General features: G+C 66.0%; 16 protein-coding genes and 1 tRNA gene. 7 read left to right on the top strand and 10 right to left on the bottom strand.

From position 1 onward, the window contains the following. Window positions 1–185: 185 nt before the first annotated feature. Window positions 186–749 (top strand): transcription elongation factor GreB, encoded by a 564-nt coding sequence (greB, locus tag ACTJKF_RS25575; RefSeq protein WP_440627197.1) that lies wholly within the window; start codon window positions 186–188, stop codon window positions 747–749. Window positions 750–862: 113 nt separating this feature from the next. On the opposite strand, the gene ACTJKF_RS25570 is transcribed toward greB, so the two are convergent. Continuing rightward, on the bottom strand, window positions 863–2,005 hold the full coding sequence (locus ACTJKF_RS25570; RefSeq protein WP_440627196.1) for a porin: 1,143 nt from the start codon (window positions 2,003–2,005) through the stop codon (window positions 863–865). A gap of 512 nt (window positions 2,006–2,517) precedes the next feature. Further along, window positions 2,518–2,781, bottom strand: coding sequence for a hypothetical protein (locus ACTJKF_RS25565; protein ID WP_440627194.1), 264 nt, complete (start codon window positions 2,779–2,781; stop codon window positions 2,518–2,520). A gap of 391 nt (window positions 2,782–3,172) precedes the next feature. Here ACTJKF_RS25565 and ACTJKF_RS25560 point away from each other — a divergent pair, with 391 nt between their 5' ends. Next, window positions 3,173–3,376, top strand: a complete 204-nt coding sequence (locus tag ACTJKF_RS25560) for a cold-shock protein (RefSeq protein WP_006476615.1) — start codon at window positions 3,173–3,175, stop codon at window positions 3,374–3,376. Between the two features lie 160 nt (window positions 3,377–3,536). Beyond that, window positions 3,537–4,664, top strand: coding sequence for an exonuclease domain-containing protein (locus tag ACTJKF_RS25555; protein ID WP_440627192.1), 1,128 nt, complete (start codon window positions 3,537–3,539; stop codon window positions 4,662–4,664). Between the two features lie 36 nt (window positions 4,665–4,700). Here the strand turns inward: ACTJKF_RS25555 and ACTJKF_RS25550 are convergent, their stop codons facing one another. Continuing rightward, window positions 4,701–5,294, bottom strand: a complete 594-nt coding sequence (locus ACTJKF_RS25550; protein WP_440627190.1) for a chorismate mutase — start codon at window positions 5,292–5,294, stop codon at window positions 4,701–4,703. A 220-nt stretch (window positions 5,295–5,514) separates the two neighbouring features. Beyond that, window positions 5,515–5,661 (bottom strand): hypothetical protein, encoded by a 147-nt coding sequence (locus ACTJKF_RS25545; protein WP_009690993.1) that lies wholly within the window; start codon window positions 5,659–5,661, stop codon window positions 5,515–5,517. A 197-nt stretch (window positions 5,662–5,858) separates the two neighbouring features. Here ACTJKF_RS25545 and ACTJKF_RS25540 point away from each other — a divergent pair, with 197 nt between their 5' ends. The 4 genes from ACTJKF_RS25540 to ACTJKF_RS25525 all read left to right on the top strand — a co-directional run bounded on the left by ACTJKF_RS25540 (window position 5,859) and on the right by ACTJKF_RS25525 (window position 10,467). Further along, window positions 5,859–6,248 (top strand): DUF2946 domain-containing protein, encoded by a 390-nt coding sequence (locus ACTJKF_RS25540; RefSeq protein WP_440627188.1) that lies wholly within the window; start codon window positions 5,859–5,861, stop codon window positions 6,246–6,248. A 126-nt stretch (window positions 6,249–6,374) separates the two neighbouring features. Further along, entirely contained in the window at window positions 6,375–8,741 is a 2,367-nt protein-coding gene (locus tag ACTJKF_RS25535) for a TonB-dependent receptor (RefSeq protein WP_440627186.1), read from the top strand. Beyond that, window positions 8,729–9,988, top strand: a complete 1,260-nt coding sequence (locus tag ACTJKF_RS25530) for an exo-alpha-sialidase (protein WP_440627184.1) — start codon at window positions 8,729–8,731, stop codon at window positions 9,986–9,988. Before ACTJKF_RS25535 ends, ACTJKF_RS25530 begins: the two co-directional genes overlap by 13 nt. Then, window positions 9,985–10,467: a TlpA family protein disulfide reductase gene (locus ACTJKF_RS25525; protein ID WP_440627182.1), complete on the top strand. Its 483-nt coding sequence runs from the start codon at window positions 9,985–9,987 to the stop codon at window positions 10,465–10,467. The genes ACTJKF_RS25530 and ACTJKF_RS25525 overlap by 4 nt, the downstream gene beginning before the upstream one ends. Window positions 10,468–10,552: 85 nt before the next feature. Here ACTJKF_RS25525 and ACTJKF_RS25520 read toward each other — a convergent pair whose 3' ends face one another. From ACTJKF_RS25520 to pepN, 6 genes are all read right to left on the bottom strand, one after another. Next, on the bottom strand, window positions 10,553–10,807 hold the full coding sequence (locus ACTJKF_RS25520) for a GlsB/YeaQ/YmgE family stress response membrane protein (RefSeq protein ID WP_006476609.1): 255 nt from the start codon (window positions 10,805–10,807) through the stop codon (window positions 10,553–10,555). 148 nt (window positions 10,808–10,955) lie between these two features. Continuing rightward, a complete protein-coding gene (locus ACTJKF_RS25515; protein ID WP_440627181.1) occupies window positions 10,956–11,144 on the bottom strand; it encodes a hypothetical protein in 189 nt (62 codons plus the stop codon). Further along, window positions 11,141–11,548: a hypothetical protein gene (locus ACTJKF_RS25510; RefSeq protein ID WP_440627179.1), complete on the bottom strand. Its 408-nt coding sequence runs from the start codon at window positions 11,546–11,548 to the stop codon at window positions 11,141–11,143. Before ACTJKF_RS25510 ends, ACTJKF_RS25515 begins: the two co-directional genes overlap by 4 nt. 76 nt (window positions 11,549–11,624) lie before the next feature. Next, window positions 11,625–11,700, bottom strand: a tRNA-Thr gene (locus tag ACTJKF_RS25505). A 211-nt stretch (window positions 11,701–11,911) separates the two neighbouring features. Continuing rightward, window positions 11,912–12,925, bottom strand: coding sequence for a class 1 fructose-bisphosphatase (locus tag ACTJKF_RS25500; RefSeq protein ID WP_440627177.1), 1,014 nt, complete (start codon window positions 12,923–12,925; stop codon window positions 11,912–11,914). A gap of 291 nt (window positions 12,926–13,216) precedes the next feature. Then, window positions 13,217–15,910: an aminopeptidase N gene (gene pepN, locus ACTJKF_RS25495; protein WP_440627175.1), complete on the bottom strand. Its 2,694-nt coding sequence runs from the start codon at window positions 15,908–15,910 to the stop codon at window positions 13,217–13,219. Between the last annotated feature and the right edge of the window lie 119 nt (window positions 15,911–16,029).

The following is a 16,029-nucleotide window of genomic DNA, read 5'->3' as shown; positions in this document are numbered from 1 at the left end:
ACCCACGACCCCTTGGTTCGTAGCCAAGTACTCTATCCAACTGAGCTACAGCCGCACGCAGAAGCGGAAGTATAGCAGAGTCGTATAAAAAGGGAAGCCTTATTCGCAAAATATGTCACCCGATCTGGCGCGGCCGCGTTCGTGTACCCTTGAAGCATCAGTCATCCATGTGTTGAATCCGCATCATGAACAAGGCGTTTGTCAAAGAGTCGGACGGCGACGACGACGATCTCGACCCGAGTCAACCCGCGATTCCGGCGGGCACGAAGAACTACATCACGCCAGCCGGTCACAAGCGGCTCAGGGACGAGCTCCTGAGCCTGATCGACGTCGAGCGTCCCGAGGTCGTGAAGCTGGTGTCGTGGGCCGCGTCGAATGGCGACCGGTCGGAGAACGGCGACTACATCTACGGCAAGCGGCGGCTGCGCGAAATCGACCGCCGCATTCGCTTCCTGACGAAGCGGCTCGATCTCGCCGAAGTCGTCGACGCGAGCCGGCAGGAGAATGTCGACCAGGTGTTCTTCGGCGCGACCGTCGATTACGCGACGCCGGACGGCGAGGATCACACCATCACGATCGTCGGGATCGACGAGGTCGATCTCGATCGCGGCTGCGTCAGCTGGATCTCGCCGGTCGCGCGTGCGCTCATCAAGGCGAAGATCGGCGATACCGTCACGCTGATGACGCCGGCCGGTCCGCAGCCGATCGACGTGCTCGACGTCCGCTATCCGGCATCGGGCAGCGCGTGAGCGTGTAGCGCTGCATCCGTGCCGCGTGTCGCCGAAACGAACGAGCGCCCCGGGCGGGGCGCTTCGTCATGATGGCCGGGCCGCGGATCGATCAGAAGCGGCTCAGAAGCTGCTCAGAAGCGGTGGCGCATACCGGCCGTGACGGCGATCTGCTTGTTCGTCGACGATGCGGTACCGAGCCCGTTGATGTTCGCGCCGATCGCGAGGCCGTCGGAATTGACCCGCTGATATTCGCCCTGCAGGTAGAGGTCGGTGCGCTTCGACAGCGCATAGTCGGCCTGCAGGTTGAACTGGTGCCAGCTTGGCGTCTGGCCGTCGAGGCGGCCGTCGGTGTAGGTGTACGAGCCGGCGAGCGAGAACGCCGGCGTCAGCGCATAGCGGCCGTTCACTTCGTAATTGTTGAAGCGCGTGCCGCCGGTGAGCGGGATGCCGCTCGATACGCCGGACTGCCCGGCGCTGATACCGGCCGAATCGGTCAGGCGCGTTTGCGTGAACACGAAGCCGGCCGTCGCGGGCCCGAACGCATAGTTGAGGCCTGCGCCCCAGGTACGCTGACGGCTGGCCGCGAATGTCCAGTCGCCGGCTACCGCGCCGGGGTCGCTGGCCGCGAGCGCGAGCGAGTTGATGTTGTTGTTCAACTGCATGTACGCCGCCGCGACGTTGAAGCCCATGTAGCTGTAAGTCGCGCCGACGCTGTACGCGCGGTTGTTCGAGAAATCGCTGGAATTCGAGAAGCCGTACAGCGCACCGAACTTCAGGCCGCCGTAGTTGGCGCTCTGATACTTGACCGAGTTGTTGATCCGGAACGAGTTGTTCAGGTTGTCGTTGTCGAACGGATGGGCGAACTGCGTGCCGCCGTACTGGGTGCCGGTGAGCGACAGCGGGCCGAGAAAGTCGACGACGCTGTCGTACTGGCGGCCGAGCGTGAGCGAGCCGTAGCTGTCATGCGCGAGCCCGACGAACGCCTGGCGGCCGAACTCGCGGCCGTTCTGCTTCAGTGAGCCGTTGTTGATCCCGAAGCCGTTTTCCAGCGTGAAGATCGCTTTCAGTCCGCCGCCGAGATCCTCGGTGCCCCTCAGGCCCCAACGGCTGCCGTTGATCGAGCCGCTCGTCTCCTGCCACGCGCTGTGACCGCCCTGGTTGTTGGTGTAGGTGATGCCGGCGTCGATCAGGCCGTACAGCGTGACGCTGCTTTGCGCATGGGCGGCGGTCGCGGCCACGCCCGCCAATGCGGTGACGATCAGGGTCTTTTTCATGATCTGTCTCCAAACAGGATGATGTCGATCGAACCTGCTGCGGGCATCGGCGGCGTCGCGGGTCGGCGACGCCGTGCGCGTGGGGCGCGGCGCCCTCGTCGGAAATTCATTTGCAGTGTACGGATCGCACCGGGTTCGGAAGAAAACTGCTTCCAGCAATACTGTATTTTGAATCGCGCAAAAATGAGCGCGTGCGCCGACAGCCGCGGCCATCAAGACTTTGCGGCAACGCAGCAGGCGGAAAGGGTAATCAGGACTGCGGAATGGGCGTTGCGCGATCGCGACAGCCGATCAGTGCCGGGTACCGACGGGCCTAGCGCGATTATTGACACATCGGCAATAGAGGTTTGTGTGGGGCATGGATAATGAAAGGATGTTCTCTCGCTATACTGCGATCTCTGCTTTCCGAAGCAGACTTTTTCGTTGACGGAAAAGATCTCCAAACCTTTGTCGGCGCGACTTCCCAGTCGCGCTTTTTTTTTGCTCCCGCCGTCCCGATCCTTCCCGATTCCCTATTGCGCGTACGAGCGCCGCTTGCGCTTGCCTGTCGGCTGCGTATCGTCGGTTTCGGCCGGCGGCGGCGTGTACGTCCAGTCTTCCATCACGTAGTGACGAGCATCCAGCGGTGACGCCAGCAGGTTCTGCCAATGATCGCCGTGCCAGGTCGGGTCGAACTCGGTGTCGCACGGCGCTTCGCGGGACTCGGCCAGCGCGCGGGACTTGCGGCGTACGCGTGCGAGCCGGCTCGCGAAGCGCTTGATTCCGTCCAGCCACATGACCTTCTCCTTCCATTGCCTTGCAGCAGCATCGCAATGTCCCCGGTTTTTCGCAACCCGGAAAAAACCCGAGGATTTTACCGACTCGATTCGTCGTCGGTAGGTTTTTCGCGATTTCGATTATTGGCGATCCGGTCCCGGTAAGATTGACAGGTTTTTGATGCGGTTCATTTAATAAAAGACGATGGTGTACCGATTCCCGTGATATTGACGTTTTTTTGATAAAGAATGCGCCAAAAATTCCCTTGACGCACCCGGATTGTCCAATTTATAAAGTCAGCACCCCGTCCCCGGGCGGAGCGCTGGGGGATTGTCGGCGCACCGTTGCGGGGTTTCGGGAAGCGGCTATAAACAGTAGCTTTTTTGATCTAAACGAGTGGGGAACGAAGGTATGGATACCGGTATCGTAAAATGGTTTAACGATGCTAAAGGTTTCGGTTTTATTACGTCAGACAATGGCGGCGAAGATTTGTTTGCGCACTTTTCCGAAATCCGGATGGACGGCTTCAAAACGCTGAAGGAAAACCAGCGTGTTTCCTTTGACGTGAAAGTCGGGCCGAAAGGCAAGCAGGCAGCGAATATCCAGGCGGTCTGACGCGCCACGCATTGCCGATCACATCCGGCCCCCGCAGCGCGGGGGCTTTTTGCTTTTCGGGGCACAAAAGCCGGCGGCCGGCGAATCGATTCCGGATCGGGCTGGTCGTGAGCACGGATGCCGGTGCATACTCACGGAAGCATCGTTTTCCTGTCTTTTCATGCCCGAATCCCGTCCGTCCGATCCCGCCAGCGAACAGCCGCTCGTCTTCGTCGACCTTGAAACCACCGGGGGCTCGTCCGCCGAGCACCGCATCACCGAAATCGGCGTGGTCGAAATCGGCCCGCTCGGCGTGTCCACATGGACGACGCTGGTCAACCCGGGGCAGGCGATTCCGCCGTTCATCCAGCAACTGACGGGTATCTCGGACGAGATGGTGCGCGACGCGCCGTCGTTCGCGTCGCTTGCGCCCGCGCTGTTCGAGCGGCTCGACGGCAAGCTGTTCGTCGCGCACAACGCGAGCTTCGACCGCGGCTTCCTGCGTGCGGAGTTCGAGCGCGCCGGCATCGCGTTCAATCCGGACGTGCTGTGCACGGTACGGCTGTCGCGCGCGCTGTTTCCGCGCGAGCCGCGACATGGCCTCGATGCGCTGATCGAGCGGCATGGCCTGGTGCCCGCCGCCCGGCACCGCGCGCTCGCGGATGCCGATCTCCTCTGGCAGTTCTGGCGGCAACTGCACGAGATCGTGCCGCTCGAGCGCTTGCGCGACCAGATCGCGCGCACGACACGCCATTTCCGCCTGGGAGGCGACCTGACCGAAGCATGGCTCGACACCGCGCCGGCCGGATGCGGCGCGTACGCGCTGTTTGGGGAGGGCGACGAGGCGCTGTACGTCGGACGCAGCGTCCGCGTGCGGCAGCGCTTGCGTGCGCTGCTGACCGGCGAGCGGCGCTCGTCGAAGGAAATGCGTATCGCGCAGCAGGTGCGGCGTGTCGAATGGCGGGAGACCGGCAACGAGCTGGGCGCGATGCTCGCCGAAGCGCAGTGGATTACGCGTCTGCGTCCGTCATACAACCGGCGTCCCACGGCCAATACGGCCCGGACGGGCAATGCGCCCTGGCCGTTCGACGGTGCAGTCGCGTTTGAGGCGAGCGGTGAGGGCCGTCTGTTTCACGTGATCGACGGGTGGCGCTACCTCGGTGCGGCCGAATCGCTCGACGCGGCCGCGCGACTCGCGGCCGACGGCCCGGACGGCGCGTTCGAACCCCATACCCATCGCTTGCTGCAGACCCATCTCGCCCGCGGCCTGCAACTGATTCCGCTCGCGGCACTCACGCCTGCCGACTGAGCGCCGCGCGTTGCAGCCGGGTATGGCCGGGCGCGCTCAGCCGACCGCGCTGGCGCCGCCGCCGGCGCAGACATGCGACAGCGCGGTGCCGAGCGCCTGCGTCCGGGTCGAATCGTAGCGGGTGAGGGCCTTCCAGTTCGCGATGCTGCGCGCGAGCCGCGCCTGGCAATCGGGCGCGTCGCGCAGCGGCGCGACTTGCGCGAGGCCGGCCAGCATCCGCTGCGTGAGCTGGTCGAGCGCCGGCCGCGTGCTGGTCGCGAGATCGGGCGGCGTGCCCTCGGGCGGCCGCGTTGCGCGCCAGGTCGCAAAGAGCGCGTTCTGCACGTCCTTGCTCGCCGCGATCTGATCCTCGAAGAAAGTCCGGGCGAACGCCGGATCCACGCCGGACTGTTCCGCGCGCTTTTCCACCGACGCGAGCAGCGCCGCTTCACGCGGCCGGTCCTCGATCGCCTTGTGGTTCGCCCATTTCCAGCGTGCGACGGGTTCGGCAAGCGCGAGCCGCTGCGACGCGAGGGCGACGAGGGTGGTGAGCGCGGTATCGTCGCCGTCTGCGCGGGCGACGTGCGGGAACGAAAGGACGGCGGCGCCGAGCATGGCGACAGCGACGCTGGCACGAAGGGCTTGCTTCATTGGAATGATCGGGAGAGCCGGGTAGCCCGGGGGTGGAAAACCAGAAGGATAGACGAAGACAGTCGCGCGGCGAAACGACGCGACAGAAGAATCAGCGGACGCGCTGACCCGGCACCGTCAGGCCGTTGCAGCCCGGGTGCGAAGCGATCTGCGCCGAAAACGCAGCGATGAACCGCACGATATCGATCGACACGTGGCGGTTACAGAACGGAACGTAGGTTCACTTCGGCGAGTACAGCTTGTGCTGCTCGTCGAAGAATGCCCGGACATGCTCGGGCAATTCGGCGAGGAATTCCACGCCGACGGGTTCCGGATCCGGGCTCATCACTTGCTCGGGCGGGGGCATGCGGGTTGGTCTTTCGTCCATGGTCGTTTCTCCAGCAGGTTCAATGATTATCAACCTCGCGCTTGGATTTATGCCAGAGGCGAATCGTTAGATTTTGTCTCTGTTGTATTAACGGCACATGCGCTGCCGCGCGCCGCGCGATGCCGACCATGGGCCCGGCTCAATCCGGAACCATCGGGTCGCTTGTTATACTTGCGCGCACTTTTTCCTGGACCGCGATGAAACGAACGACGCGATGGATCGGCCTCGTATGGCTGGCGCTGGTACTGAACGTACTGTCGCCCGTCGTCGGCTACGCGCGTCTTGCGTCGAGCGGTTCCGGCGAGCTCACGCTCGAGTTGTGCAGTGCCGCAGGCGCGCACCGGGTCGTCCTGGCGCAGTCCGGCGACGACCGTCGCACGTCGTCGTTTGACCATGCTGACGTACCGCACTGCGTGTACTGTCCCGGCTTCGCGGCGAACGTCGCGCTCGGCACGAGCCTGCCGGCCTTGCCGGGCTTCGTGCGCGCATTCGCGTACCGGGCGGCCGCGCCGGCCGTTCCCGATTTTCCCCGCAACGGCATTCGCCTCGCGCAACCGCGCGGCCCGCCTGAAAACGTCCTGATCTGATTGATATCGTCCGTGCGCCCGGTGGCGCGCGTGCCGCCCGCGGTCCGGTCCGCGCGCCGCGCCGTACGCGCGCGGCGCGTCGGTTCGCGTCCGGCGGCGTCCGGTCACGTTTTCAGGAAACCATCCATGTCGTCCACCTTCGCCGCGCGACCGTCGCGCGGCCGGCTCGCACTCGCGTGCGCGGCCGCTTTTGCCTGGCCGGCCGCACACGCGGCCCCGACCAACGGCGGGTCCGCCGATCCGGTGCCGGGCGGCCCGGGCGACCCGGCCGGTAGCGCGGCACCGGTTGCCGCGGTCGCACCCGCATCCGCATCCGCGCCGACCGGCGACACGCTGACCGCCGTCAGCGTCACCGCCCAGCGGCAGACCGTCGATCCGGATACGCCGGGCGTCGTCGAGTCGATCACGCGCGAGCAGATCGACGCGCACAACAACGTCACCACCGAGGATGCGCTGAAGTACGCGCCCAACCTGATGGTGCGCAAGCGCTACATCGGCGATCGCAACAGCGTGTTCGCCGGCCGCGACTTCAACGAGCTGCAGAGTGCGCGCGGGCTCGTGTATGCCGACGGCCTGCTGCTGTCGAACCTGCTCGGCTCGAGCTATGCGTACCCGCCGCGCTGGTCGCTGATCGCGCCCGACGACATTGCGCACGTCGACGTGCTGTACGGCCCCTTTTCCGTGCTGTATCCCGGCAATGCGATCGGCTCGACCGTGCTGCTGACGACGCGGCGCCCCGACAAGCTCGAGGCGTCGCTGTCGACGCAATTCTTCACGCAGCGCTATCACGATGGCTACGGGTTGGCGAACAGCTTCGGCGGTAATCACCAGACCGCGCGGATCGCGAATCGCATCGGCAAGTTCTGGTTCTCGCTGTCACTCGACCGGCTGGAGAACGACGGTCAGCCGATGCAGTATGCGAGCCCCAATTCCGCGTACAACCCGCGTCTCGGCGCCGCAGTGCCCGTGACGGGCGCGGCCACCGACATCGGGCCGAACGGCAAGCCGCGCACGATCGTCGGCGCGCAGAACATCGAGCGGACCGAGCAACTGAACGAGACGGTCCGGATGGGCTACGCGTTCACGGACCACGTCGATGCGACGCTGACGCTCGGGCACTGGGAGAACCATTACCGGCAGCACGGCGAAACCTTCCTGCGCGATGCGGCCGGCGAACCGGTCTACGGCGGCAACGTGTCGATCGGCGGCCGGAACATGACCGTCGCGCCAAGCGCATTCGCGCCGCAGCGTGGCGACCAGGAGAACTGGCTGTACGCGCTTGGGCTGAACGGCCGGCTCGATTCGGGCTGGCGGCTGTCGGGCGTGGTGTCCGCGTACGACGTGTCGCGCGACGTGCTGCGCGCGGCATCGACCGCACAGGGCGGGGCGGGCACGCTGTTCCAGGGCGACGGCACCGGCTGGCGCACGCTCGACCTGAAGGCCGAGGCGCCGGAAGTGAAGGGCCACACGTTCACGTTCGGCTATCACTACGACAACTATTTCCTGTGCAACGTCACGTACAACACGGCCGACTGGCTGGCCGGGCCGACCACGTCGGTCGCGAACGTCTACCGGGGCGACACGCGCACGCAGGCGCTGTTCGCGCAGGACGCATGGCGTTTCGCGCCCGGCTGGCTGGCGACGCTCGGGCTGCGCTACGAGCGCTGGGATGCGTACGGCGGCGCGCTCGGCAACGGGAACGGCACGTTCGGTTATGCGGACCGCGGCGCAAATGCGCTGTCGCCGAAAGTCGCGCTGCAATGGGACGCGACGGACGTCTGGCGCTTCCGGCTGTCGTTCGCGACCGGCACGCGCTTCCCGACGGTCGGCGAGCTGTTCCAGGGCACGATCTCGAACAACGCGATCGTCAACAACAATCCGAACCTGCGACCGGAAAAGGCCATCGACTGGGACTTCACGGCCGAGCGCGACGTGGGCGTCGGCGTCGTGCGCGCGAGCGTGTTCCAGAGCGACCTGCGCGATTCGATCTACAGCCAGACGACGGTGGCGGGCGCATCGACGGTCACCCATATCTCGAACGTCGACCGCGTGCGCGTCCGCGGCATCGAGCTCGCATTCAGCGGCCAGAGTGTCGGGCTGCGCGGGCTCGATATCGACGCGAACGTATCGGCGAGCAATGCGCAGATCCTGGCGGACACGGCGAATCCCGCCTACGTCGGCTCGCGCTTTCCGCGCATCCCACGCATGCGCGCGAACCTGCTCGCGTCGTATCGCTTCGACGAGCACTGGCTCGCAAGCGTCGGCGTCCGCTACTCGGGCCGCCAGTTCAACACGCTCGACAACAGCGACGTGAATCCGGACGTGTACGGCGGCACCAGTGCCTTCACGGTCGTCGACCTGAAGGCGCGCTACCGGTTCGATCGTCACTGGACCGCGTCGGTCGGCATCGACAACCTGACGGACCGCCGCTACTACGTGTTCCACCCGTATCCGGGCCGCACTTTCTTTGGAGAACTGAAATGGTCGCTGTGAAATCGTTCGCGGCAGGCTGCGCGCTGTGGCTCGCGGCGCTGTCGTCCGCCGGTGCGCATGAAGTACCGAAAGCCGCCGATCCGCATGCCGCGCACATGAGCATGCAGGTCATGCCGGCACAACAGAAGCAACCGCTCGCGACCGGCGCCGCATTCGACGCGCGGCACCGGCTGTGGGTCGCATGGGTCGAAGGCGCGCACGTCGTCGTCGCGCACTCGGACGACGCGGGCCGCACGCTGTCCGCGCCCGTGACCGTCAACGCGATGCCCGAGCCGGTCTACACGAGCGCGGAGAATCGGCCGAAGGTGGCGACGAGCCCGGACGGCCGCGCGGTGTACGTGTCGTGGTCGATGCCGCTCGATGCGCCGTACACCGGCATGGTGCGCTTCGCGCGTTCGCTCGACGGCGGCGCGACCTGGAGCGTGCCGGTCACCGTGCATCGCGACCGGCAGGCGATCACGCACCGCTTCGACATGATGGCGGTCGATCCGGCCGGCAACATCGCGATCGCGTGGATCGACAAGCGCGATCTGGTCGCGGCGAAGGCGGCGGGGCAGGCGTACGAAGGCGCGGCCGTCTACTACGCGGTATCGCGCGACGGCGGTGCGTCGTTCGAGCCCGAGCGCAAGGTGACGGACCACACATGCGAATGCTGCCGGATCGCGATGGCGATCGATCCGGCCGGACACATCGAAGCCGTGTGGCGCAACGTGTTCCCGGGACAGATTCGCGATCATGCGCTGGCGACGCTGCCGGTGTCGGCGTCGGTGCCCGTCGTGCCGGTGCGTGCGACGTTCTCGAACTGGCATGTCGAGGCGTGCCCCGAGCACGGGCCGGCGCTCGCGATCACGCCGGACGGTACGCGCCATATCGCGTGGTTCGGCGTCGTCGACGGCCGCGCCGACGTGTTCCATTCGCGCATCGGCGCCGATGGACAGCCGCTCGGCACGCCGTGGGCTTTCGGCGCGAATCCGGTGGTGCCGGCCGAACAGGCGTCGCATGCGGCGCTCGTCGCGCATGGCGATGTCGTCTGGCTCGCATGGAAGGCGTTCGACGGCGACACGATGCGGATCAAGCTGCGTCGCTCGGACGATCGCGGCGAACACTGGTCGGCGCCGCGTGTGATCGCGTCGACGTCGGGCGCGAGCGACAACCCGCAACTGCTCGACGATGCGGGGCATATCTACCTGTCGTGGCGAACGCGTAACGACGGCTACCGGCTGATCCCGGTGGAGGGCGCGCGATGAAACGGCTGATGGTATTGATCGGCGCCGTGCTCGCGGGCATGCCGGCGTGGGCCGGCGAACTGCAGCCGCTGCGCGCGGCCGAGGTCGCGACGCTGTACGCGGCGGCGCATGAACGGCCGCTCGCGATCGAGATCTGGTCGCTCGATTGCGGATACTGTCGCGAGAACGCCGCGCATCTCGTCGCATGGCAGCGCCGGCATCCGGACGTGCAGCTCGCGATGGTCGCGATGGATGCCTACGACGACAACGGCGCGGCGATCGCGCAGGCGCTCGCGCAAATGAACCTGCCGCCGCAGGTCGCGCAGTATGCGAACGCGGAGCCGATGCCGGAGCGTCTGCGGGCGGCGCTCGATGCGGGGTGGCGGGGTGAAATGCCGCGTACCGTGTGGATCGGACGCGATGGCGCACGCGATGCGCGCAGCGGATTGCTGACCACCGACGTGCTTGACGGCTGGCTGCAGCGCGACAAGCGCCGCTGAAACGGACGGCGGCGCGCGGGGAGCCCGCGCGCCGCTTGATGCGGGAACGAAACGGGAACGCGCCCGAAGACGCGCGAGAAGATCGTCAGGCTGCGCGCCTGAATAGGCGGATCACGAACAGCAGGATCACGGCGCCGATGACTGCGACGATCACCGAGCCGATGAAGCCGCTGCCGATGCTGATGCCGAGCAGCCCGGCGAGCCAGCCGCCGATTACCGCGCCGACGATGCCGACGATGATGTCGACGATCAGGCCGAACCCGCCGCCCTTGACGAGCAGGCCGGCCAGCCAGCCGGCAATCGCGCCGATGATGAGCCACATAATCAAGCCATGAGTCATGGTGATCCTCTCCTTGTGTTGAGTCGAAATGACCGGACGTCGGCTGTTTCGCCGCAAGCTGCATGAAGGCGGCCGTGCGACCCGCCGCGCCGCCCACGCAATGTAACGCGATAGACGGGTCGGAATCGTTAAGTAATGTTATGCACCCTTAACGGGTTTTTCCAGGGGATTCGTCTACCCAGGACGACGTGCGACGAAATGAATTTGTAAGAAAATGCGGCGACGCCTGGCGATGCGCGAAGCGGGCGAGAAAGAGCGATGCATCGGCTTCGCCGACGCGCGTCATCCTGCGGCACAGGTCGGTGTAGAGGATGTCGCGTTCGGTATCGGTCATCATTCGGTTTCCTGAGGATCGGCTGGTGTGTGCGGGTGGAGCGCACGTTCGATGGCGGCGCTCAGGTCCGAGGGGCTGGCATCGTGCCAGCGGCCGAGTACGTGTCCGTCCGGTCGCACGAGATGGATGGTGCCGTCGCGCGCACCGTAGAGGTCGAACAGCCGGCCGTCGGCATCGTAGCCGTCGCATCCCGTTGGGTGCGGGGCCGCGTGCCGCGCGAGCGTGATCAGCGCGAACGGCATGCCGGTGTCGTGCAGATGTTGTTCAAGCGCGTCGAACGACGGGGCGTGCGCGCCGTCGTTCGTGAAGCGGAACGCGGTGAAACGCGGGCGGGCGAGGTCGGTCAGGCGGCCGCAAGCGATGCTGATGAGGAGAGGGGGCGCACGATTTCGCGGATCGGAAATCACGGCCGGAAAGAAGAAAGGATGGAAAGACCCAAAGAGAAAAGGCCTGATAAGCGATGCTTATCAGGCCTTTATATCTTGGTGCCGGAGATAGGAGTCGAACCTACGACCTTCGCATTACGAATGCGCTGCTCTACCAACTGAGCTACACCGGCAGCAGAGAAATGAAATTATATGGTGAAATCCGAGATCTTGGCAATAGATTTTGCGAAATTTTTTCAGCTTGCTGCTGCTGTAACTTCGCGAAACCCTCGATCCGGCGGACTTCCCGCTTTCACTTCACTGCGATGCCGCCCATCAGGGCCGCATCGCGAAGGCGCGATTGTACTGACGTCTCGCGCCTTCGTCCAGTGCTGCAGTGCAAATTTATTTGCCTTCGTTGTGATACCCGGTCACGCGCTCGACTTCGTTCTTCGAACCGAGGAACACCGGCACGCGCTGGTGCAGGCCGGTCGGCTGCACTTCCATGATGCGCTGCGTACCCGTCGTCGCGGCGCCGCCCGCCTGCTCGACGATGAACGACATCGGGTTCGCTTCATACATCAGGCGCAACTTGCCCGGACGGTCGGGCGTGCGCTTGTCGGCCGGGTACATGAAGATGCCGCCGCGGTTCAGGATCCGGTGCACGTCCGCCACCATCGACGCGATCCAGCGCATGTTGAAGTTGTCGCCGCGCGGGCCTTCCTTGCCGGCGTTCAGTTCGTCGACATAGCGCTGGACCGGCTCGTACCAGTGGCGTGCGTTCGATGCGTTGATCGCGTATTCGCGCGTGTCGGCCGGGATCTGCATGTTGCTTTGCGTGAGCACCCACGAGCCGACTTCGCGGTCGAGCGTGAAGCAGTTCACGCCGTTGCCGGTCGTCAGCACGAACACGGTTTGCGGGCCGTACACCGCGTAGCCGGCCGCGACCTGCTCGGTGCCCGGCTGCAGGAACGATTCCTCGGAGGGCTGCTTGGCGTCAGGGCAGCGCAGCACCGAGAAGATCGTGCCGATCGACACGTTCACGTCGATGTTCGACGAGCCGTCGAGCGGATCGAACACGAGCAGGTATTCGCCGCGCGGATAGTTCGCGGGGATCGGGAAGAACGTTTCCATTTCCTCCGATGCCATCGCGGCAAGGTTGCCGCCCCATTCGTTTGCGTCGAGCAGGATTTCGTTCGACAGGATGTCGAGTTTCTTCTGCACTTCGCCCTGGACGTTCTCGCTGCCGGCGGTGCCGAGCGCATCGCCGAGCGCGCCCTTCGACACGTTGTAGCTGATCGCCTTGCACGCGCGAGCGACGACTTCGATCAGCAGGCGGAGGTCGGCGGGGAGGTTGTTGGTCTCACGCTGCTGCTCGATCAGGAACTTGGACAGCGTGGTGCGGCGGGCAATGGACATGACAGACTCCGAGAGGCCAAAGAATCCTTGAATTGCCGCAATTTTACCCGGCGTGCCTCCCGGCCCGCCGCCTTTTTTCGTCCGGTTACATGGCCGGGCGGCCAATCCGGCCGGGTTCCGGCGTGCGTGGCGCAGCCGGGCGGACCGGCAGCGGCGGGAAAGCGGGGCGCTCGAACGCAGTGTCCGGCTCCGACCCCGCCAACCTTCAGCCGATAAAAAAGCCGGCGCCGCAACGGGGCGGCGCCGGCTTCATCGGCGAAAGGCGCGAGGCGCCCGAGCGCGGACGCTGCGTTACGCGAGCGCCTTCTCGACGATCTCGCGCACGTCGCGCGATTTCGCGCCGGTCGCGACCCGCTCGAGCGCGTCGCGCATCCGGTCGCGCAGCGCCGGCGTGAAGCGGCGCCACAATTCGAGCGAACGCGCGAGGCGCGCGGCGACCTGCGGGTTGATCGCGTCGAGCGCGAGCACCTGTTCGGCCCAGAACGCGTAGCCCGAGCCGTCCGCCGCGTGGAATTGCGCGGGGTTCGCCGCGCAGAAGCTGAAGATCAGCGAGCGTGCGCGGTTCGGGTTCTTCAGGTTGAACGCGGGGTGGGCCATCAGCGTACGGACCTTCGCGAGCGTCGGCCGGGCCGGCGTGCCGCGCTGCGCGGCCTGCATCGCGAACCACTTGTCGATCACGAGCGCTTCCTTCTCGAAGCGACGGTAAAAATCGTCGAGCGCACGTGCGGCCGCGTCGTTCGCGCCCGCCGCCGCCGCGGACAGCAGCGCGCCGAGCGCGGCGGCGCGATCGGTCATGTTGTTGGCTGCGTCGTACTGCGCGGTCGCGATGCGCACGGCGTCGGCCGGATCCTCGAGTTCGGCGAGATACGCGAGCGCGAGGTTCTTCAGCGCGCGGCGGCCGGACGCTTCAGGCGTCGGCTCGTACGCCCCCGGCGTCTGCTGCTGCTCGTGCGCGGCGAGCCACTCGGCGCGCAGCGCGGTCGCGAGCTGGCGGCGCACGAACTGGCGCGCGCGATGCACGGCCGCCGGATCGGCTTCGGCCATCTGGTCGGCCAGATAGGTTTCCGACGGCAGCGTCAGCGCGAGTTCGCGGAACGCGGGCGACAGGTTCTCGTCGGTCAGCACGCGGCGGAACGCGGCGACGAAGTTCTCGCCGAGCGTGAGCGGCTGGTTCGCCGCGGCGCGCGCGGCGAGCGTCAGCAGCGCGCGCGTCGCAAGGCGCTGGCCGGCTTCCCAGCGGTTGAACGGATCGCTGTCGTGCGCGAGCAGGAACGCGAGGTCGTCGTCGCTGTAGTCGTACTCGACGATCACCGGTGCCGAGAAGTTGCGCAGCAGCGACGGCAGCGGTTGTTCCGGCACGTCGACGAACGTGAAGGTCTGCTCGGTGTCGGTGAAGTCGAGCACGCGCGTCGTGCCCGACGCGGCGGCTTCGCCGTCGAGGCGCAACGGCAGATCGCGTCCGTCGCGGCCGATCAGGCCGATCGCGAACGGGATCAGCAGCGGCCCCTGTTGCGTGTCGCGCGCGGCCGGCGACGCGTCGCCGTAGCCCTGCGCGAGCGTGACCGTGTAGCGGCGCGCGGCTGCGTCGTACGCGGTGCGCACCGACACGCGCGGCGTGCCGGCCTGGCTGTACCAGCGCTCGAATTGCGCGAGGTCGCGCCCGTTCGCGTCGGCCATCGCGTGGCGGAAGTCGTCGCAGGTCACCGCATGGCCGTCGTGGCGCTGGAAGTACAGGTCCATGCCCTTGCGGAACCCGTCGCGGCCGAACAGCGTCTGGTACATCCGCACGACTTCCGAGCCTTTCTCGTAGACGGTCATCGTGTAGAAGTTGTTGATCTCGACGTAGCTTTCCGGGCGCACCGGATGCGCCATCGGCCCCGCGTCCTCGGCGAACTGCAACTGGCGCAGCACGCGCACGTCCTCGATGCGCTTGACCGCGCGGGCCGCGGATGCAACGTCGTCGCCGGCGGCCATGTCGGCCGAGAATTCCTGGTCGCGGAACACCGTCAGCCCTTCTTTCAGGCTCAACTGGAACCAGTCGCGGCATGTCACGCGATTGCCGGTCCAGTTGTGGAAGTACTCGTGGCCGACCACCGATTCGATGTTCGCGAAGTCGGTGTCGGTCGCGGTCTCGGGGTTCGCCAGCACGTACTTCGTGTTGAAGATGTTGAGCCCCTTGTTCTCCATCGCGCCCATGTTGAAGTCGCCGACCGCGACGATCATGAAGCGGTCGAGATCGAGCTCGAGACCGAAGCGCTTCTCGTCCCAGCGGATCGAGTGGATCAGCGAATCCATCGCGTGACGGGTCTTGTCGAGATCGGCCGGCTCGACCCACACCTGCAGCAGTTTTTCCTTGCCGGAGCCGGACGTGATCTTTTCCTCGATCGCGACGAGCTTGCCTGCGACCAGCGCGAACAGGTAGCTCGGCTTGCGGAACGGGTCTTCCCATTTCGCGAAGTGGCGGCCGTCGGGCAGTTCGCCCGAGTCGACGAGATTGCCGTTCGACAGCAGCACCGGATACGCGGCCTTGTCGGCGCGCAGCGTGACGGTGTACGACGCCATCACGTCGGGGCGGTCGAGGAAGTAGGTGATGCGGCGAAAGCCTTCGGCCTCGCACTGCGTGAAGAAGTTGCCGCTCGACACGTAGAGGCCGGACAGCGTCGTGTTCTGGTCCGGTGCGCATGCGCTGTCGAGCGTGAGCTCGAACGCATCGGGCACGTTCTCGACGGTCAGCCCGTGTTCGTGCGCGCGCACCGCGCCGTACGGTGCGCCGTCGAGCTGCGCGCCGAGGCATTCGAGCGCCTCGCCCATCAGCTCCAGATGCGGAGCGGGTGCGGCGTCCGGATTGCGGCGCACGCGCATCGTATTCCTGACGATCGTGCGGGCCGGCGCGAGATCGAATTCGAGTGCGACGGAATCGATGAGGAAGGCCGGCGGCGTGTAGTCGGCGCGGCGGATCACGGTGGAGGAGGCGTTGTCGGACATGGTCGTCGAGATCGGTGGAGTGGGGATCGGGCCCGCAGCGCGGGCCGGGCGGACCGGGCCATTGTACAAAGGCTTGCGGCCGCGTGCCGGGCGAACTTTTTACCGGTTCCGGCAGTCCG

The organism is Burkholderia sp. 22313 (genome assembly GCF_052045245.1).
Lineage (GTDB): Bacteria > Pseudomonadota > Gammaproteobacteria > Burkholderiales > Burkholderiaceae > Burkholderia.
This window is presented reverse-complemented; position numbering and strand designations above follow the sequence as displayed.